Origin of the sequence: Caballeronia sp. LZ033, assembly GCF_031451265.1 — a bacterium.
Taxonomy (GTDB): domain Bacteria; phylum Pseudomonadota; class Gammaproteobacteria; order Burkholderiales; family Burkholderiaceae; genus Caballeronia.
This window is the reverse complement of sequence record NZ_JARUXQ010000001.1, coordinates 1,861,305-1,876,369: the sequence shown is the minus strand read 5'-3', so window position 1 is coordinate 1,876,369 and position 15,065 is coordinate 1,861,305. Positions and strand designations below refer to the sequence as shown.

Below are 15,065 nucleotides of genomic sequence, written 5' to 3'. Positions count from 1 at the left end.
TCCCGGCTTTTTGTCGTCTGCGCCTTTCGTGAAATCGCCATGCCATGCAATCAGGCACACTGCGTCGCACGACGAACATCGCACAAGGAGGGAGTTTTGCCGGAGATCACTATCGACAGCGGCACGCGCGAGGTGCGCTGGGGCATCGTCGGCGCAGGACGCATTGCGCAGCGCTTCGCCGACAGTCTCGCGCACGTGCCGGGCGCGCGTCTCGCGGGCGTCTGGTCGCGCCGCGAGGAGCCGGCGCGTGCGCTCGCCGGCCGCTGCGGCGCACAGGCCCGCGAAAGCTTCGACGCGCTGCTCGACAACATCGACGCGCTCTACATCGCGACGCTGCAGGACAGCCATCCGCACTATGCGTTGCGCGCCTTCGCGGCGGGCAAGCCGGTGCTGTGCGAGAAGCCCGCTGCCGTGAATGCGCGCGCGCTGCAGCAGATGATCGACGCGGCCCGCGCCACGAAGCTGCTCTTCATGGAAGCGATGAAGCCGCCGTTCTATCCGCTCTATCAGCGCCTGCGCGCGCACTTGCAGGCGGACGGCATCGGCGAGATCGGGCTGGTGCGCGCGGGCTGCTCGATCGCCAACGTGCCGTCCGATCATCCGTCGTTCTCGCTCGAGGCAGGCGGCGGCGCGCTGCTGGATATCGGCGTCTACGAGGCATTTCTCGCGGTCGACTGGCTCGGCGAGGCACTCGACGTGCAGACCATCGGCCGGCTGGGGGAGACGGGCGTCGATGTCTTCGCGAGCCTGAACGTGCGCCACGAGCGCGGCATCGCGCAGCTGTTCTGCGGTCTGGATCTGCAAGGCCGCGGCGATGCGCTGATCGGCGGCACGCGCGGCACCGTGACCATCCATGAAAACTGGTGGAATCCGGTGCGCGCGACCATCGCCTACACGGATGGCCGCAAGGTCGAGCTGGACGAGCCCTTCAGCGGTGGCGGCCTCAACTACGAAACCGCCCATTTCTGCGAGCTGCTGCGCGCAGGCGCAACCGAAAGCCCGATCATGTCCCACGCGACCTCGATGCGCATGATCGCCATCATCGATGCCGCGCGGCGCGACCTGAACCTGCGCTTTCCCTTCGAAACCGACTGAAACCGGCGGCGTGCGCGTTCAATGACGCCCGGGCAGCGCGAGACGCCGCTCGAAGCGCCGCTGCACGAATTCCAGCACGCTGCACAGCACCCAGTAGACGAAGGCGGCCGCGAGATAGAGCGGCAGCGGCTGGTAGGTCGCCGCGATCACTTCCTGGGCGCTGCGCAGGAGTTCGGTCACGGTGATGACCGACACCAGCGACGTGTCCTTGATGAGGCTGATCAGGCTGTTCGACAGGCTCGGCACCGCGATGCGCAGCGCCTGCGGCCCGATCACGAAGCGCAGCGTCTGCGTGCGCGACAAGCCGAGGCTATAAGCAGCCAGCCACTGGCCGCTGTTGATCCCGAGGATCGCGCCGCGCATGCTTTCCGACAGATACGCGGCCACGTTCGCCGACAGCGCGATCACGCCGGCGGGCGTCGGCTCGAGCGAGATGCCGAGGCTCGGCAGGCCGTAATAGATCACGAAGATCTGCACGAGCAGCGGCGTGCCGCGCATGACGCTCACATAGCATCGCCCGAGCGCGACCAGCGTGCGGTTGGTGCTGATGCCCATCAACGCCAGCACGACGGCCGCGATGAGGCCGAAGAACATCGAGTAGAGCGCGAACTTGATCGTCAGTACCGCGCCTTGCGCCAGGACGGGCGCCGATTGGACGAGCAGGGAAGTCGTGGACATGAACGGGAATGCAGTGAGGAAAGGGTGCAACTGGCATCGCGTTCGAGCGCAACCGGCCTTGGCGGCGCGCACGAAGGGCCCATCTTAAACCGTCGCGGCAAAAGGCAAGGGCGGCACCGTCGCCGATGCCGCCCTCAAGCGCCCCTGCAAAATGCGGCTTACCTGGCCGGTTTCGTCACGTCGATGCCGAACCACTTGTCCGAGATCTTCGTGAAGGTGCCGTCGGCTTCGAGCTGGGTCATCGCGTCGTCGATCGCCTTGGCGAACTTCGGATTGCCCTTCTTGAACGGAATGCCCGACGGATTGCCCGGGCCCACATTCGCGCCGGTGCGCAGCGGCAACTGCGAGTTCTTCAGCAGGTAGGCGAGCATCAGGCGGTCGTTCAGCGCGGCGTCGAGGCGGCCGGCGGCGAGGTCGCGCAGATACTCGGGCGCGCCCGGATAGGTCTTCACGTCGATGCCCGGCACCGACTTCGCCATGTCCATGTAGTTCGTGCCGAGACCGACGCCGAGCTTCTTGCCCTTCAGTTCATCGAGCGACTTGAACTCGCGCTTGTCGTCGTTGCGCTGGATCAGCTGCGCGTTCGAATACGTGTAGGCCGGCGAGAAATCGAGCGTCTGCTTGCGCGCATCGGTGATGCCAACCTGGTTCACGATCACGTCGAACTTGCCCGCCTGCAGGCCGGCGATGATGCCGCTCCATTCGGTCGTGACGAATTCCGGCTTGACGCCGAGCTTGGCGGCGACGGCCTTGGCGATGTCGACGTCGTAACCGACCAGTTCGCCGTTGGTCGCCTTCGAGTTGAACGGCGGGAAGGTGCCTTCCAGGCCGATGCGCAGCGTGCCGCGCTGCTTGACCTGATCGAGCAGGTCTTCCGCGTGCGCGGCGCTGGTGACGGCGGTGAAGGCCGCGCCGATCAGGCTGGCGGCAACGAGTTTCCTGAGCGTGGACAGTTTCATTGTGTTGTTCTCCTCTGGTGGCCAGGGCGAGGGCGTCGAGCCCCTCCCTTCATGCAACGACAAGTGCGGCGATCATAGTGAAAATGCAATCGCCGTGTCAGATCGTTTGTTCATTTCTATATTCCTCACGCGAGGGCTTCGACGCATTCCTTGACGAGCGCCGGGCCGCGATAGATGAGCCCGGTATAGACCTGCACGAGCGACGCGCCCGCGGCGAGTTTGGCGCGTGCATCCGCGCCCGAGAAAATCCCGCCTACGCCGATGATCGGCACCTCCGTGCCGACTTCCGCACGCAGCTTGCGGATCACTTCGTTGGATGCGTCGAAAACCGGCCGTCCGGACAGGCCGCCGGCTTCTTCGCCGTTGGGCATGCCGGTGACGGCGGTGCGCGACAGCGTGGTGTTGGTGGCGATCACGCCGTCGATCCCGTGAGCCAGCAACGTGCCCGCGATCGACTGGATCTGTTCGTCGTCGAGATCGGGCGCGATCTTCAGCGCGAGCGGCACGAGCTTGCCGTGCAGGTCGGACAGGCGCTGCTGCTTGTCCTTGAGCGCGCCGAGCAGGGCATCGAGTTCGCCCGCGCCTTGCAGCTGACGCAGGTTCTTCGTGTTCGGCGAGGAGATGTTGATGGTCACGTAGCTCGCGAACGGATACACGCGTTCGAGGCAGTAGAGATAGTCGTCGGCGGCGCGCTCGATGGGCGTATCGGCGTTCTTGCCGATGTTGAGACCCAGCACGCCGCGATAGCGCGCGGCCTGCACGTTGGCGACGAACTGGTCGACGCCGCCGTTGTTGAAGCCCATCCGGTTGATGAGCGCACCGGCTTCCGGCAGGCGGAAGATGCGCGGACGCGGATTGCCGGGCTGCGCGCGCGGCGTCACGGTGCCCACTTCGATGAAGCCGAAGCCGAGCGCGGCGAGCCCGTCGATGCAGGCGCCGTCCTTGTCGAGGCCGGCCGCGAGCCCGACCGGATTGCGGAACGTGATGCCCATGACGGTGCGGGGCGAATCGGCGCCACGGGTGGCGAGTACGCTGGCGAGGCCGGTGCGGCCGGCCGCGCCCAGCATGCGCAGGGTCAGGTGATGTGCGTCTTCCGCGTCCATCTTGAACAGATGCGAACGCGCGAGCGGATAAAGGGAACTGAACACGAAAGGAACGCCGGCGAGGGCGAATTATTGTTTGAGGCCGCTATTTTAGCGGCTTCTTCCGGTGGTTTTTTTCAACGCCTAGCGGGGCTGCCCCGGAGCGTGGATGCGCCCGGGCATCGGCAAGGTGCCGGCGGACTGCGTGTTGAGCGGATCGAGCAGGCTCCAGGCGCCGTCGATCAGGCCTTCGAGCGGGCGGAAATTGGCCTTGTAGGCCATCTTCTCGCTTTCGCGGATCCAGTAGCCGAGATAGACGTGCGGCAGGTCGAGGCTGCGCGCCTGCTCGATCTGCCACAGGATGTTGAAGGTGCCGTAGCTGGTCTTCGGCTGGTCCGGCTCGAAGAAGGTGTACACGGACGAGAGCCCGTCGCCGAGGATGTCGATCATGCTGATCATGCGCAGCTCGCCGGGTTCGTCGGGATGGCCCGGATGCGCCGGCTCGCGGAATTCGACCAGGCGCGAATTGATCCGGCTTTGCAGCAGGAACTGCTCGTACTGGTCACGGCTGTCGCGGTCCATGCCGCCGCCGGCATGCCGCGCCGATTGATAGCGCATGTAGAGCGCGTAATGTTCCTCGTCGTAGTGCAGCGGCGCGACGCTCGCAATCAGGTTGCCGTGCAGCTTCCATACGCGTTTCTGCGCCCGGTTCGGCACGAAGCGCGCGACCGGCACGCGCACCGGCACGCAGGCGCGGCAGCCGTCGCAATAAGGACGATAGGTGAACACGCCGGAGCGCCGGAAGCCGGCCTTGACGAGTTCGGTGTAGACGTCGGAGTTGATGAGATGGCTCGGCGTGGCGACCTGCGAGCGTGCGACGCGCCCGTCCAGATAACTGCACGGGTAAGGCGCTGTTGCATAGAATTGCAGCGCGGAAAGCGGTGACAGCGGCAGCTCGTTCGGATGTGTCACGTTAGCGGCTCTCGCAGGCGTCGTCTCGTCTTGGCCAGCCGTTACGCGCGCTGCGGCGCGCGTGCGGTGACGGCGTTTCGGTGATTGCGTTTCGGTGATTGCTCAAGGAAAAACCCAGGCATGACCGGGTCATCACGCTGGAGGCATTCAGCGTGCCAGCACTTCGAGCAAGACGGATTTGTCGAAGCGCCAGCCGATGGCCGGTTCCGCCGCCGCGCGCCTCAGATGCGTGACGAACGCACGGCGGGCAATCTCACGGCCCCCGAGCGACGCCAGATGCGACGTGTTCTGCTGGCAGTCTATCATCACAATCTGGTGACGACGCAAGTGTCCGACGAGTGCCGCAAGCGCGATTTTCGAGGCATCGGTACGGTGCGCGAACATTGATTCGCCGAAGAACATGCGCCCGAACGACACCCCGTAAAGCCCGCCCACGCGCACGCCGTCGTGCCAGGTTTCGATGCTGTGCGCGCTGCCCGCGCGGTGCAGCGTCGTGTAGGCATCCACGATATCGCTGGTGATCCAGGTGCCGCGCTGGCCGTCGCGGGGCGTGTCGGCGCAGGCGCGCATCACCGCGGCGAAATCGTGGTCCACGCGCACTTCCCAGAGCGGATCGCGGAGCACGCGCTTGAGCGTCTTGCGCAGCGAATCCGACACCTTGAACTCCGCCGGATACAGCACCATGCGCGGATCGGGGCTCCACCACAGCACCGGCTGGCCATCCGAATACCACGGGAAGATACCGCGTCCATAGGCATCGATCAGCCGCGACGGCAGCAGGTCCGCGCTTGCGGCAAGCAAGCCGGGCGCGCCGCTCGACGCGCCGAGCGCACGTTCGACAGGCGGAAAGGGATCGTCGTCAACGAGCCAGGGAACCATGTTCTCGAAAGGAGGCGGCGGGCGGGAGCGAGGTCGCTATGAAGTGAAGATCAGCCGTCGCGCAGCGTGCGGAAGATGTCGCCGGTATGCAGCGTGAAATTGCCGGCGGCGCGGTCGGCGAAGAAGAAACGCAGCGTCTGGCCGACAGTCGGAAAAGCGATCTCGTCCCAGGGAATCTCGCTCTCCGCGAACAGTTTCACTTCCAGGCTTTCTTCGCCGGGGTCGAGGTCCAGGTCGAGCAGGCGCGCGAGATAGAACAGATGCACCTGATGCACGTGCGGCACGTTGAGCAGCGAGAACAGGCTCTGGATCTCGACGCGCGCGCCGGCTTCCTCCAGCGTTTCGCGCGACGCGCCTTCGCTCGTCGTCTCTTCCATCTCCATGAAGCCGGCCGGCAGCGTCCAGTAACCGTAGCGCGGTTCGATCGCGCGGCGGCACAGCAGCACCTTGTCGTCCCACACCGGCACCGTGCCCACGACGTTGCGCGGGTTCTGATAGTGAATCGTGCCGCAGTGCTCGCAGACGTAACGCTCGCGGTTGTCGCCGGGCGGAATGGCGAGGCCGACTTCGTGGCCGCAGACGGAGCAGAATTTCATGGAAATGGCGGTGGAAAGTGTGGTGCGAGTGTATCACCGCACCGGGGCGTTCAAGGCACGGGTCGCGGCGGCGCGCGAGTGCGGCATCGGCCCGGCAGGCTTGATGCGGAAGCGCTTGCGCCTGCCGGGTGGCCGGGCTTGTCGTTACAATAGTTGACCAGAATCAGTGCTTCCACTCATCCATTCATCCATGCGGGCGCCGGCCGCCCGACCTTCACGCGGGCGTCGCGCGCCCGGAGCGATCTCCATGTCATCCACGCCTGCCGCTTCATCCCGTCCTCCGATGCTCGCCACCGCCGCCGCACTCGGCCGCCTGCTCGATGCCGCGCGCCGCGTGGACGGCCATGAACGGATCGATACGCTCGACGCCGCCCATCGCGTGCTCGCGGCCGATGTGATCTCGCCGCTCGACGTCCCGCCGATGCACACCAGTTCGATGGACGGCTACGCGGTCCGCGCCGCCGACCTCGCCCGCGCGGCCGACGGCGCGCCCGTGACGCTCGAGGTCTCGCAGCGCCTTCCGGCGGGACAGGCCGCCGAGCCGCTCGCGGCGGGCACCGCGGCGCGCATTTTCACGGGCGCGACGGTGCCGCCCGGCGCGGACGCCATCGTGATGCAGGAGATGGTGCAGGCGACGCAGACCGGAACCGGCAGCCGCGCCACTTTCACGCAGACGCCGAAGGCGGGCGAATGGATCACGCGGCAGGGCGCCGATATCGAGCGCGGCTCGGTCATCCTGCGGGCGGGCACGCGCCTGACGCCGCAGGCGCTCGGTCTGGCTGCGTCGGTGGGCTGCGCGCAACTGGACGTGGTGCGGCCGGTGCGTGTCGCGATCTTCTTCACCGGCGACGAACTGCGCATGCCCGGCGAACCGCTCGAACCCGGCGCGATCTACAACTCGAATCGCTTCACGCTGCGCGCGCTGCTCGGCCGGCTGGGCTGCGAAGTGACCGATTTCGGCATCGTCGCGGACCAGCTCGACACCACGCGCGAGACGCTGCGGCGCGCGGCCGCCGGTCACGATCTCATCCTGACGTGCGGCGGCGTGTCGGTCGGCGAGGAGGATCATGTGAAACCCGCGGTCGAGGCTGAAGGCCATATCTCGATGTGGCAGATCGCCATGAAGCCGGGCAAGCCGCTCGCCTTCGGCGCGGTGCGGCGCGAAGGCGCCGCGGCGGAGCGCGGCGGCGAAGCGTTTTTTATCGGTTTGCCGGGCAATCCGGTGTCGAGTTTCTGCACCTTCCTGCTGTTCGTGCGTCCGTTCCTGCTGCGGCTCGCGGGGGTGACCGACGTCGCGCCGCGGGTCTATTCGATGCGCGCCGACTTCAGCCAGAAGAAGGGCGATCGCCGTAACGAATTTTTGCGCGCGCGCGTGAACGAAGCGGGCGGCCTCGATCTCTTTCCCAATCAGAGCTCGGCCGTGCTGACCTCGACCGTCTGGGGCGACGGCCTCATCGACAACCCGCCGGACCACGCCATCCGCGCCGGCGAGAGCGTGCGCTTCATCCCGTTTTCAGAACTCATGCGGTAAGGATCAGGCTGGACATGAAAGTCGAACTGAGATTTTTTGCGAGTGTGCGCGAGGCGCTGGGCGTCGCCAACGAAACGGTGACGGTGCCGGAATCCGTGGTCAATGTCGGCGACGTGCGCACCTGGCTGCGTTTGCGCGGCGGCGCGTGGGCGGACACGCTGGCCGAGGGCCGCGCGTTGCGCATGGCATGCAATCACGTGATGACGGATCCGTCGCAGCGCATCACCGAAGGCTGCGAGGTGGCGTTCTTTCCCCCGGTCACGGGCGGCTGACATGACGAGCACCTCTCGAATCCGCATACAGGAAGGCGATTTCGACATCAGCGCCGAAGTGGCCGCCCTGCGTGCCGACAATCCCAAGGTGGGCGCGGTCGCCTGCTTCGTCGGCACGGTGCGCGACCTGAACGAAGGCAGCGTCGTCGAAACCATGGAGCTCGAACACTATCCCGGCATGACGGAGAAGTCGCTGGAAGCCATCGCGGCCCAGGCGCGCGAGCGCTGGCAGGGTTCGGACGTGCTGATCGTGCACCGCGTGGGAAAGCTGAAGCCGCTCGATCAGATCGTGCTCGTCGCGACCACCGCGATGCATCGGGCGGACGCGTTCGAATCGTGCGCGTTCGTGATGGACTATCTGAAGACGCAAGCGCCGTTCTGGAAGAAGGAAAAGACTGAAGCCGGCGAGCGCTGGGTGGATGCACGCGAGTCCGACGATCGCGCGCTCACCCGCTGGCAGACCTGAGCGGACCGAGGGGCGTCAGGAGCGGTCCACGGGCTTGCCGACGAAGCGCGCCGGAAACGCCTCGGCGCCGGGACGCTCGGGGAAACGCGGCTCCGGTTGGTCGCCGCTGCGTCGCCGTTTGAGCGCCGCGAGCAAATCCTGCTGCTCGGCAGGAACCTGATAGTCCCAGCCGAACTTGCTCAATTGCAGGCTCTGCGCGATGCGCAGCGCCGGTTCCATGAACTGCACGGCGGCGCCGGGTTCGTAGCGCGCCTCGACCGTGTTCAGGAAGAGCGACAGCCAGCGCGCGAAATGACGCGGCTCGATGCCGTCGAGCGGCCGGTGCGCCTCCTGCACGTTGCCGCGATAGTCCTTCGTGCCGAGCACGAGGCTCGACCAGAAACTCGTCATCTTGCTGAGATGTTCGTCCCAGCGGCCTTCGAGCGCGTTCGAGAAGATCGGGCCGAGCAGTGGATCGTCGTCGACGCGGCGATAAAACGCCTCCACGAGGGCGCGCACATTGTCTGCACTGGGCTCGCGTTCGCGCGGGACGGTTTGTGCGGGAGTCGGGAAATCGGTCATTGGTGATGTGGGCAGCGGTTCCATCGTGGGATGGGTCGATTGGTTCGGTAAAGAGAATTTTCTGACGAACTATTTCAAGATGAAGCAGAATGACGCTTTCGTCTTGACGGTTTCGTGCATCCGAAAGTGTCCGAATTGCATGCCTGGTGTTTGTTTGGCGTGCTTTTGCGTCACTCTTGCCAGGCTCGGCCCATCTGGGCGCCGCGTGCCGATATTAAGGCCCAAAACCTTGCTGCAAGGCATCGCCCTTGTCCTCATGCGGACTTCCGGCCAAGCGTGGCCTCGAACAACCGACGCGCCCTTGGGCGCCACCCACTTCGCGCGAACATGCGACTGACCGATTACACCGATTATGCATTGCGAGTCCTGCTGTATCTGTCCGTCCGTCCCGCCGGTCTCTCGACGATCCAGGAAATCTCCGACGCCTACGGCATCTCTAAAAACCATCTGATGAAGATCGTCCAGCAACTGGGCGAACTGGGCTGGGTGGAAACGGTACGAGGCCGCAACGGCGGGCTGCGGCTGGCGGAACACTCGGGCGCGCTGACGGTGGGCGAGATCGTGCGCAAGACGGAGAATGACTTTGCGATCGTCGGCTGCTTCGGACCGGCGGACGAAGGCCAGACGGGTCATAAGGGCTGCGTGATCCAGTCGCACTGTCGTTTGCAGGGTGTATTCGCGGCCGCTCGCGACGCTTTCCTCGCCGAACTGGACAAGCACACGATCGGCGAACTCGCCCATCCGTCCAACGAACTCGCGCGGCTGCTGAACATTCCGAATCTGGCGCCCTTGCCGGCGGGTGAATTCATTCCGATTCGCGATTCTTCGCTGAATGAAACCTGAACGCCGCAGTCTTCTCTCATTGCGAGCGGGCCCGCCGTCGATCGTAGAAAACACAAAAAAACGCCGTCAACGAGCGAATTCGTGCTTGAAACCGGCCCGAAGCGCCTCATTTTGGAAGTATTCAGAATCGGAGCTTCAACCCAATGAGAATCGACAAACTCACCACCAAATTCCAGGAAGCGCTCTCGGACGCGCAAAGCCTGGCGGTCGGCCACGACAACCAGTACATCGAGCCGGTTCATCTGCTGTCGGCATTGCTCGCGCAGCAGGACGGTTCCGCGCGTTCGTTGCTGTCGCACGCGGGCGTGCAGGTGCAAGCGCTGCAGACCGCCCTCAATGACGCCATTACGCGCCTTCCGCAGGTGCAGGGCACCGACGGCAACGTGCAAGTGAGCCGCGACCTGGCCGGCCTGCTCAACACCGCCGACAAGGAAGCGCAGAAGCTCAACGACACGTATATCGCGAGCGAGATGTTCCTGATCGCCGTCGCGGACGACCGTGGCGAAGCGGGCCGCCTCGCGAAACAGCACGGCCTCACGCGCCGGGCGCTCGAAGCGGCGATCAACGCGGTGCGCGGCGGCGCGCAGGTCGACAGCCAGGACGCCGAAAGCCAGCGCGAGGCGCTCAAGAAATACACCGTCGACCTGACGGAACGCGCCCGTGCGGGCAAGCTGGATCCGGTCATCGGCCGCGACGACGAAATCCGCCGCTCCATCCAGATCCTCCAGCGCCGCACCAAGAACAACCCGGTGCTGATCGGCGAGCCGGGCGTCGGCAAGACGGCCATCGTGGAAGGGCTGGCGCAGCGCATCGTCAATGGCGAAGTGCCGGAGACGCTCAAGGGCAAGCGCGTGCTGTCGCTCGACATGGCGGCGCTGCTCGCCGGCGCGAAGTATCGCGGCGAGTTCGAGGAACGTCTCAAGTCCGTGCTCAACGACATCGCGAAAGACGAAGGCCAGACCATCGTCTTCATCGATGAAATCCACACCATGGTCGGCGCCGGCAAGGCCGAAGGCGCCATGGATGCGGGCAACATGCTGAAGCCGGCCTTGTCGCGCGGCGAACTGCATTGCATCGGCGCCACGACGCTCGACGAATACCGCAAGTACATCGAGAAGGACGCGGCGCTGGAGCGTCGTTTCCAGAAGGTGCTCGTCGACGAACCGTCGGTGGAGGCGACCATCGCCATCCTGCGCGGGCTGCAGGAGAAGTACGAACTGCATCACGGCGTGGAAATCACCGACCCGGCCATCGTCGCGGCGGCGGAGCTGTCGCATCGCTATATCACTGACCGCTTCCTGCCGGACAAGGCCATCGACCTGATCGACGAGGCCGCGTCCCGCATCAAGATGGAAATCGATTCGAAGCCCGAAGAGATGGACAAGCTGGACCGTCGTCTCATCCAGTTGAAGATCGAACGTGAAGCGGTGAAGAAGGAGAAGGACGAAGCGTCACAGAAGCGCCTGCAACTGATCGAGGAAGAAATCGAGCGGCTCAACCGCGAGTATTCGGACCTCGAGGAAATCTGGACGGCGGAAAAGGCCGCGGTGCAGGGCAGCGCGCAACTGAAGGAAGAGATCGAGAAGGTGCGCGCCGACATCACCCGTCTGCAGCGCGAAGGCAAGCTGGAGAAGGTCGCCGAGCTGCAATACGGCAAGCTGCCGGAACTCGAGGCGCGGCTCAAGCAGGTGACGCAAGCCGAGTCGCAGGAGCAGAACAATCCGACCCGGCCGCGCCTGCTGCGCACGCAGGTCGGCGCGGAGGAAATCGCGGAAGTCGTGTCGCGTTCCACCGGCATTCCGGTGGCGCGCATGATGCAGGGCGAACGCGAGAAGCTCTTGCAGATCGAGTCCAAGCTGCATGAACGCGTGATCGGCCAGGACGAGGCCATCGGCGCGGTGGCGGACGCCATTCGCCGCTCGCGCGCGGGGCTCTCGGATCCGAACCGGCCGTATGGGTCGTTCCTGTTCCTCGGGCCGACGGGCGTCGGCAAGACTGAACTGTGCAAGGCGCTCGCGTCGTTCCTGTTCGATTCGGAAGACCATCTGATCCGCATCGACATGAGCGAGTTCATGGAGAAGCACAGCGTCGCGCGGCTGATCGGCGCGCCGCCGGGATACGTCGGTTACGAGGAAGGCGGTTACCTGACCGAAGCCGTGCGTCGCAAGCCGTACAGCGTGATCCTGCTCGATGAAATCGAGAAGGCGCACCCGGACGTCTTCAACGTGCTGCTCCAGGTGCTCGACGATGGCCGCATGACCGACGGCCAGGGCCGCACCGTCGACTTCAAGAACACGGTGATCGTGATGACCTCGAACCTCGGTTCACAAGTCATCCAGGGCATGGTCGGCGAGCCGCAGGAGAAGGTGAAGGACGCCGTCTGGGAAGAAGTGAAGCTGCACTTCCGGCCGGAGTTCCTGAACCGGATCGACGACGTCGTCGTGTTCCATGCGCTCGATCGCAGCAACATCGAATCGATTGCGAAGATTCAGTTGCAGCGCTTGCAGGAGCGTCTTGCGAAGCTGGACATGCAGCTGGAAGTGTCCGATGTGGCGCTCGAGCAGATCGGCAAGGTGGGCTACGACCCGCTGTTCGGCGCACGGCCGTTGAAGCGCGCCATCCAGCAGGAGATCGAGAATCCGGTCGCCAAGCTTATCCTCGCCGGACGTTTCGGTCCAAAGGACGTCATTCCGGTGGATGTGCGCGAGGGCAAGTTCGTGTTCGACCGCGTGATTCACTGACGACAGGCGGGACCGTCTTGCGGGACGGTCCCTGCGAAACGAAGAAAAAAGGCAACGAAGCAGTTCGTTGCCTTTTTTATTTCGGCTTAAATCCATGTGATCGAAAGGATTTTCGTCATAGGGAATGCAAAAATCATGAAATCTCGTCGATCGACTGGATTTTCGAGAAGACCAGGCGTTTGCCAGTATAATCTCGTCGATCGAAAGGATTTTTATGAAGATCGAGATCCGAAATCCACATGACATCGGCGTGGCGGTGCGGTCGGCCCGCAAGGCCCAGCGGCTGCGTCAGGATGACGCTGCCGGCAGCATCGGCGTGAGCGAGAGCTTTCTCGGCAAGATCGAGAGCGGCGCCGAAAGCGTGCAATGGGGCAAGCTGTTCCAGGTGCTGGAAGGCCTGGGCGTGCGCCTGACGGTCGATATCCCCGACGAAGCCGGCGCGCTGTTTGCCGGCGAAGCGATCAAACGCCATGGACGTGAACAACGGCGGCGCGCGCGCGAGGACAACGATGAGTCCTGAAGCCGAAGCGCCGGATAACGCGCCGTCCGAAACCCGCCGCAGCCTGATCGCGAGCATCAATGACATGGAAGTCGGCCTGCTCAATGCCGACGACGACATCTGGTCGTTCACCTATCTGCCTTCATGGCGCGACCATGTGGGGAGTTATCCGTTGAGTCCGGCGCTGCCGTTGCAGGCCAAGACGCTGCGCGACGGCAGCACGCGCCGCGCGGTGCAGTGGTACTTTGACAATCTGCTGCCGGAGGAAGGTCAGCGTACGCTGCTGGCACGCGACGCCTCGATCCGCAACGAAGCCGACGCGTTCGCACTGCTTGCGCACTATGGCGCGGAATCGGCGGGGTCGGTCACGCTCATGCCTCCGGGCGCGCGCGAGACGAGCGAGGCAACGGCGCGCCCGCTGCCCGACGCAGCCCTTCAGGCCCGCATCGACGCCTTGCCGCGCGTGCCGCTTACGCATGGCGCCATCAAGCGCATGTCGCTCGCGGGTGCGCAGCACAAGCTGGCCGTCATGCTGCGCGACGGCGCGCTGCATGAACCCGCCGGAAGCACGCCGTCGACGCACATCCTGAAGCCGAATCATCAGGATGCCGATGATTATCCCCATTCGGTCATCAACGAATGGTTCGTGATGACGCTCGCCGACATGCTTCGGCTCGGCGTACCGAAGGTCCACCGGCGCTATGTGCCGTCGCCCGTGTATCTGATCGACCGCTTCGACCGCGAGTCACGCGCGGGCGCATGGCGCCGGCTGCATAGCATCGACGCATGCCAGTTGCTCGATCTCGCGCGCACCTTCAAGTACGAGCAGGGCAGCGTCGAGCAGCTCGCGACGCTCGCCGCGCGTTGCCGCAACCAGGCGGCGGCGCGGACCCGCTTGTTTTCATGGCTGGTGTTCAACGTGCTGGTCGGCAATTCGGACGCGCATTTGAAGAACCTGAGCTTCCTCGTGTCGAGCGAGGGCATCCAGCTTGCGCCGTTCTACGACTTGCTGAGCGTCGCAGCGTATGCCACGCCGTCCTATCAGAAGACCGACTGGCCGAAGCGCGCCACGTTTGCCTGGGACATACTCGGCGCGCGTCACTACGAGGATTTTGATCGCGCGCTGCTGTTGCGGGCGGGCGAGGTGTTGGGCATCGCGGGCAAGACCGCCCAGCGCTTGCTGGACGCGCTGACGAACGCCATAACCAGCGCCGCCGCTGGGCTGTACGCGCGCGTCGAGCAGGAAAACGCGGCGCTGCTGGCCGAACGGCCAGCGCTGGCCGCGACGCTCGGCGGAGAATTGACCTGTCTGCGCGTGATCCGCCATACGATCATCGCGGACATGACGCGCAGGCTGTCCGCGCGCTGAAGCCATGCGCGGACGGCGCGAAGCAGGCCCGCTTCAGCCTTGCTTCGGTTCTTCGCTCTTGCCGAACAGGCCTGCCAGCCCGCCGAGCGAGCCGAGCACGCCGGTCAGGTCCAGCTTGCCTTCGGGAGGCACTTCGCCGTTCGGCGTTGCGCGATCGACGACATGCGGCAGCACGGCCGCCAGCATGCCCGAGAGCTGATCGCCGGACACGCCGGCCTTCTGCGCCAGCGCGCCGACATTGTCGTGGCCCAGCACGTTGTTGAGCGTGTCGGGGCTGATCGGCTGATTTTCGCCGGTGCCGATCCACGACTGGACGATATCGCCCGCACCGTGCTCGTGGAAGCGCTGAATCAGCCCCATGATGCCGCCCGGCTGGCTGTTGACGAATTCGAGGGCCGCCGCGATCAGCGCGGCTTGTCCAGTCTGGCCGGGTTGGCCAGGTTGGCCGGGTTGACCGTTCGGTTGCGCTGAATTGCCGAGGGAGGAGGCGAGGATATCGAACAGGCTCATGACGGTCTCACT

General features: G+C 65.0%; 16 protein-coding genes. 8 read left to right on the top strand and 8 right to left on the bottom strand.

The window, feature by feature from the left end:
• The first annotated feature begins 105 nt into the window (after positions 1–105).
• Positions 106–1,095: a Gfo/Idh/MocA family oxidoreductase gene (locus tag QCE62_RS08745; protein WP_309919736.1), complete on the top strand. Its 990-nt coding sequence runs from the start codon at positions 106–108 to the stop codon at positions 1,093–1,095.
• An 18-nt stretch (positions 1,096–1,113) separates the two neighbouring features.
• Here the strand turns inward: QCE62_RS08745 and QCE62_RS08740 are convergent, their stop codons facing one another.
• From QCE62_RS08740 to QCE62_RS08715, 6 genes are all read right to left on the bottom strand, one after another.
• Complete coding sequence (locus QCE62_RS08740) at positions 1,114–1,773, bottom strand: amino acid ABC transporter permease (RefSeq protein ID WP_309808535.1); 660 nt, start codon at positions 1,771–1,773, stop codon at positions 1,114–1,116.
• Positions 1,774–1,931: 158 nt separating this feature from the next.
• Positions 1,932–2,732: a cystine ABC transporter substrate-binding protein gene (locus QCE62_RS08735; protein ID WP_309916666.1), complete on the bottom strand. Its 801-nt coding sequence runs from the start codon at positions 2,730–2,732 to the stop codon at positions 1,932–1,934.
• A gap of 125 nt (positions 2,733–2,857) precedes the next feature.
• A complete protein-coding gene (locus tag QCE62_RS08730) occupies positions 2,858–3,880 on the bottom strand; it encodes a quinone-dependent dihydroorotate dehydrogenase (RefSeq protein WP_309916662.1) in 1,023 nt (340 codons plus the stop codon).
• A 78-nt stretch (positions 3,881–3,958) separates the two neighbouring features.
• Positions 3,959–4,786: an arginyltransferase gene (locus QCE62_RS08725; RefSeq protein WP_309808531.1), complete on the bottom strand. Its 828-nt coding sequence runs from the start codon at positions 4,784–4,786 to the stop codon at positions 3,959–3,961.
• A 147-nt stretch (positions 4,787–4,933) separates the two neighbouring features.
• The gene (gene aat, locus QCE62_RS08720) at positions 4,934–5,665 is read right to left on the bottom strand and encodes a leucyl/phenylalanyl-tRNA--protein transferase (protein WP_309916659.1); all 732 of its coding nucleotides are present in this window, start codon (positions 5,663–5,665) and stop codon (positions 4,934–4,936) included.
• 50 nt (positions 5,666–5,715) lie between these two features.
• Positions 5,716–6,261 carry an NUDIX hydrolase gene (locus QCE62_RS08715; protein WP_309808529.1) on the bottom strand — a complete coding sequence of 182 codons (546 nt, stop codon included), beginning with the start codon at positions 6,259–6,261 and terminating at the stop codon, positions 5,716–5,718.
• A gap of 283 nt (positions 6,262–6,544) precedes the next feature.
• Between QCE62_RS08715 and glp the strand changes: the two genes are divergently transcribed.
• Genes glp through moaE form a run of 3 tightly spaced genes read left to right on the top strand, consistent with a single transcriptional unit; the run spans position 6,545 to position 8,530 of the window.
• Entirely contained in the window at positions 6,545–7,792 is a 1,248-nt protein-coding gene (gene glp / locus QCE62_RS08710) for a gephyrin-like molybdotransferase Glp (RefSeq protein ID WP_404987356.1), read from the top strand.
• 14 nt (positions 7,793–7,806) lie between these two features.
• Positions 7,807–8,064, top strand: coding sequence for a molybdopterin converting factor subunit 1 (moaD, locus tag QCE62_RS08705; protein ID WP_309808528.1), 258 nt, complete (start codon positions 7,807–7,809; stop codon positions 8,062–8,064).
• A 1-nt stretch (position 8,065) separates the two neighbouring features.
• Entirely contained in the window at positions 8,066–8,530 is a 465-nt protein-coding gene (gene moaE / locus QCE62_RS08700) for a molybdopterin synthase catalytic subunit MoaE (RefSeq protein WP_309916652.1), read from the top strand.
• Positions 8,531–8,545: 15 nt separating this feature from the next.
• On the opposite strand, the gene QCE62_RS08695 is transcribed toward moaE, so the two are convergent.
• Positions 8,546–9,115, bottom strand: a complete 570-nt coding sequence (locus tag QCE62_RS08695; RefSeq protein ID WP_309916648.1) for a group III truncated hemoglobin — start codon at positions 9,113–9,115, stop codon at positions 8,546–8,548.
• Positions 9,116–9,418: 303 nt separating this feature from the next.
• Between QCE62_RS08695 and QCE62_RS08690 the strand changes: the two genes are divergently transcribed.
• The 4 genes from QCE62_RS08690 to QCE62_RS08675 all read left to right on the top strand — a co-directional run bounded on the left by QCE62_RS08690 (position 9,419) and on the right by QCE62_RS08675 (position 14,543).
• Positions 9,419–9,934, top strand: a complete 516-nt coding sequence (locus QCE62_RS08690; protein ID WP_309916646.1) for an Rrf2 family transcriptional regulator — start codon at positions 9,419–9,421, stop codon at positions 9,932–9,934.
• Between the two features lie 143 nt (positions 9,935–10,077).
• Complete coding sequence (gene clpB, locus QCE62_RS08685) at positions 10,078–12,675, top strand: ATP-dependent chaperone ClpB (protein ID WP_309916643.1); 2,598 nt, start codon at positions 10,078–10,080, stop codon at positions 12,673–12,675.
• Positions 12,676–12,889: 214 nt separating this feature from the next.
• Complete coding sequence (locus QCE62_RS08680) at positions 12,890–13,195, top strand: helix-turn-helix domain-containing protein (RefSeq protein ID WP_309916641.1); 306 nt, start codon at positions 12,890–12,892, stop codon at positions 13,193–13,195.
• On the top strand, positions 13,185–14,543 hold the full coding sequence (locus QCE62_RS08675; RefSeq protein WP_309916638.1) for a HipA domain-containing protein: 1,359 nt from the start codon (positions 13,185–13,187) through the stop codon (positions 14,541–14,543). Before QCE62_RS08680 ends, QCE62_RS08675 begins: the two co-directional genes overlap by 11 nt.
• Positions 14,544–14,576: 33 nt before the next feature.
• Here the strand turns inward: QCE62_RS08675 and QCE62_RS08670 are convergent, their stop codons facing one another.
• Entirely contained in the window at positions 14,577–15,053 is a 477-nt protein-coding gene (locus QCE62_RS08670) for a YidB family protein (protein ID WP_309916635.1), read from the bottom strand.
• Positions 15,054–15,065 lie beyond the last annotated feature (12 nt).

Excerpts from the sequence above, each read along its gene's own strand:
- moaE (WP_309916652.1), top strand. The coding sequence starts at position 8,066 with ATGACGAGCACCTCTCGAATCCGCATACAGGAAGGCGATTTCGACATC.
- glp (WP_404987356.1), top strand. The coding sequence starts at position 6,545 with ATGCTCGCCACCGCCGCCGCACTCGGCCGCCTGCTCGATGCCGCGCGC.
- clpB (WP_309916643.1), top strand. The coding sequence starts at position 10,078 with ATGAGAATCGACAAACTCACCACCAAATTCCAGGAAGCGCTCTCGGAC.
- QCE62_RS08695 (WP_309916648.1), bottom strand. The coding sequence starts at position 9,115 with ATGGAACCGCTGCCCACATCACCAATGACCGATTTCCCGACTCCCGCA.
- QCE62_RS08690 (WP_309916646.1), top strand. The coding sequence starts at position 9,419 with ATGCGACTGACCGATTACACCGATTATGCATTGCGAGTCCTGCTGTAT.
- QCE62_RS08735 (WP_309916666.1), bottom strand. The coding sequence starts at position 2,732 with ATGAAACTGTCCACGCTCAGGAAACTCGTTGCCGCCAGCCTGATCGGC.
- QCE62_RS08675 (WP_309916638.1), top strand. The coding sequence starts at position 13,185 with ATGAGTCCTGAAGCCGAAGCGCCGGATAACGCGCCGTCCGAAACCCGC.
- moaD (WP_309808528.1), top strand. The coding sequence starts at position 7,807 with ATGAAAGTCGAACTGAGATTTTTTGCGAGTGTGCGCGAGGCGCTGGGC.
- QCE62_RS08740 (WP_309808535.1), bottom strand. The coding sequence starts at position 1,773 with ATGTCCACGACTTCCCTGCTCGTCCAATCGGCGCCCGTCCTGGCGCAA.
- QCE62_RS08680 (WP_309916641.1), top strand. The coding sequence starts at position 12,890 with ATGAAGATCGAGATCCGAAATCCACATGACATCGGCGTGGCGGTGCGG.
- QCE62_RS08715 (WP_309808529.1), bottom strand. The coding sequence starts at position 6,261 with ATGAAATTCTGCTCCGTCTGCGGCCACGAAGTCGGCCTCGCCATTCCG.
- aat (WP_309916659.1), bottom strand. The coding sequence starts at position 5,665 with ATGGTTCCCTGGCTCGTTGACGACGATCCCTTTCCGCCTGTCGAACGT.
- QCE62_RS08670 (WP_309916635.1), bottom strand. The coding sequence starts at position 15,053 with ATGAGCCTGTTCGATATCCTCGCCTCCTCCCTCGGCAATTCAGCGCAA.